A 2254-nucleotide genomic window follows, 5' to 3' on the forward strand; every position below is an offset into this window, starting at 1 on the left:
CGAGGACGTCCAGTAATCGGGAGCCTCTCCGCCTTGCGATGCACGGCACCGGACGACGCGGGCTCAACCGGCAAGATCCGAAAGAGACGACCTAGCGGCGGGCCCGGTTTTCGACCCGGTTCCTCACTGCGAGCCGCGGAATCCGGCGCCCTCCACGATCAGCCCGGCCACCAGGGCCCCCGTCATCCCCGCGTGCGCCAGCCCGCCGCCGGGGTGCGCCCAGCCGCCGGCCAGGTGGAGCCCGGGCAGGGCGGTGGTGTTCGCGGGGTGCAGCAGCCGGCCCCCGGCCCCGGCCAGCGAGGGGGCGGGCACGGCCCCGTGCGCGGCGCCGGTGGCCGCTGCGATGTCGGCCGGGGTGCGCAGCTCGTGCCACAGCAGCCGCTCCCGCAGCCCGGGGACGGCGCGGGCGGCCGCGGCCAGCAGCTCCTCGGAGCTCGGCGCGGGCCCGCCGGTCACCACGGCGTGCACGGTCACCGCCTCGTGGTCCGCGTCGGGCCGGGTCGCGGGATCGTCGGGGCGCAGCACCGTGAAGGAACGGTCCGCTCGCGGGGCGGCCGGCATCGTGCGGTGCGCGGCATCGCCGTCACGGGCCCCGCGCAGTGCGGCGAACAGCGTGTACCAGCGGGCGGGTTCCGTACGGACGGGCGCGGACTCCTCGGTGAGCGGTACCCGGAGCAGTCGGGGGTCGACCGCGCAGACCACGCCGTCGGCCGTCACCTCGGTGCCGTCGGCCAGTCGCAGCCCGGCCGCGCGGCCGTCGCGTACGAGCACCTCCCGCACCTTCGCCCCGAACTCGAAGGCGACCTTCCGCTCCAGGCACCGCTCGTACACGGCGGTGGCCAGCTCCCGCATCCCGCCGCGCACGTACCAGCTGCCGAAGGTCTGCTCCATGTAGGGCAGCACCGCGGCGGAGGCGGGCGCGGTCGCCGGATCGATCCCGTACGCGCGCACCCGCTCGCAGAGCAGCCCGCCGAGGCCGTCGTCGCCGAGCTCGCGCGCGGCGACCTCGGCCAGCGTGGGCGGCCGTCGGCGCAGGAGTCCGCTGCCGCGCAGCGCGGGATAGGGGTCGCGGCCCAGCGCCCGGTGGTCGGGGCGCAGCGGCTCCTCCAGGAGCGGGCGGCGGGTGGCGTCCCAGGCGTCCCGGGCGCGGCCCAGGACCGCGCTCCAGCGGTCGCCCGCGCCCGGCCCGAAGGCCTCGTCGAGGGCGGCGGCGGCCCCGCCGTGCGAGGCACCCGGGAGGGTGACCGTACGGCCGTCCGGGAGCACGTGCCGCAGCGCAGGGTCGACCTGGACCAGCTCGGCGCACTCCTCCAGCGGCCGCTTGCCGGTCTTGACGAACAGATCGCGGTACACGGCGGGCAGGTGCAGCAGCCCCGGGCCGGTGTCGAAGACGAAGCCGTCGCGCGCGTAGCGGCCGACGGCGCCGCCGTAGGTGGTTCCGCGCTCGTACACCGTCACCTGATGCCCCGCCACGGCCAGCCGGGCCGCCGTAGCCATCGCGCCCATCCCGGCGCCGATCACCGCAATTCGTGCCATGCGGCTGAGCCTATCGAGCGACCCGGGCAACTTCGGAGGCGAGCCTCTTCTCCTCGCGGCGCTGGGCCCGGCGGCGCAGGAAGCGGCGGATCCGGGTCCACAGGTAGATCAGCAGGGCCAGTCCGGCGACCAGCAGGACGGCCGCGATGATCGCGGCGGCCTGTGGGTTGAACATCGCGAACGTGACGATCCCGCCCACGCCGAGGTCCTCGGCGGTGCTCATGACGACGTTGGTGAACGGCTCCGGCGAGGTGTTGATCGCCATGCGGGTGCCGGCCTTGACGAAATGACTGGCCAGTGCGGTGGAGCCGCCGACCGCGCCGGCGGTGATGTCCGAGAGCGAGCCGCTCTGCCCGGCCAGCAGCGCGCCGACCACCGCCCCTGACACCGGGCGGATCACGGTGTGGACGGCGTCCCAGACCGAGTCCACGTACGGGATCTTGTCGGCCACCGCCTCGCAGAGGAAGAGCACCGCGGCGACGATCAGCACGTCGGTGCGCTGCAGGGAGGCGGGGACCTCGTCGGTCAGGCCGGTCTTGCCGAAGATGCCGAGCAGGAGGACCACCGCGTACGCGTTGATCCCACTGGCCCAGCCGCTGGTGAAGACCAGGGGGAGGACGCTCACCCGATCATCATGCCGTACGAGCGGCTGCCGCGGCCGGAAGCCGCGGGAGGCGGGGCGGGCCGGGCGGCGGAGCGCGGACAGCAGTGAGGGGAC

General features: G+C 75.3%; 2 protein-coding genes. Both read right to left on the minus strand.

The features are described from left to right. Positions 1 to 123: 123 nt before the first annotated feature. Positions 124 to 1536, minus strand: coding sequence for a phytoene desaturase family protein (locus ACWGDE_RS38315; RefSeq protein ID WP_453393707.1), 1413 nt, complete (start codon positions 1534 to 1536; stop codon positions 124 to 126). A gap of 10 nt (positions 1537 to 1546) precedes the next feature. Then, entirely contained in the window at positions 1547 to 2161 is a 615-nt protein-coding gene (locus tag ACWGDE_RS38320) for a DUF4126 domain-containing protein (protein ID WP_453393708.1), read from the minus strand. Between the last annotated feature and the right edge of the window lie 93 nt (positions 2162 to 2254).

This window comes from Streptomyces sp. NPDC054956 (genome assembly GCF_053609185.1).

What these genes read in the sequence shown, in the direction of transcription:
- ACWGDE_RS38315 (WP_453393707.1), bottom strand. Translation starts at nt 1,536, where the DNA reads ATGGCACGAATTGCGGTGATCGGCGCCGGGATGGGCGCGATGGCTACG.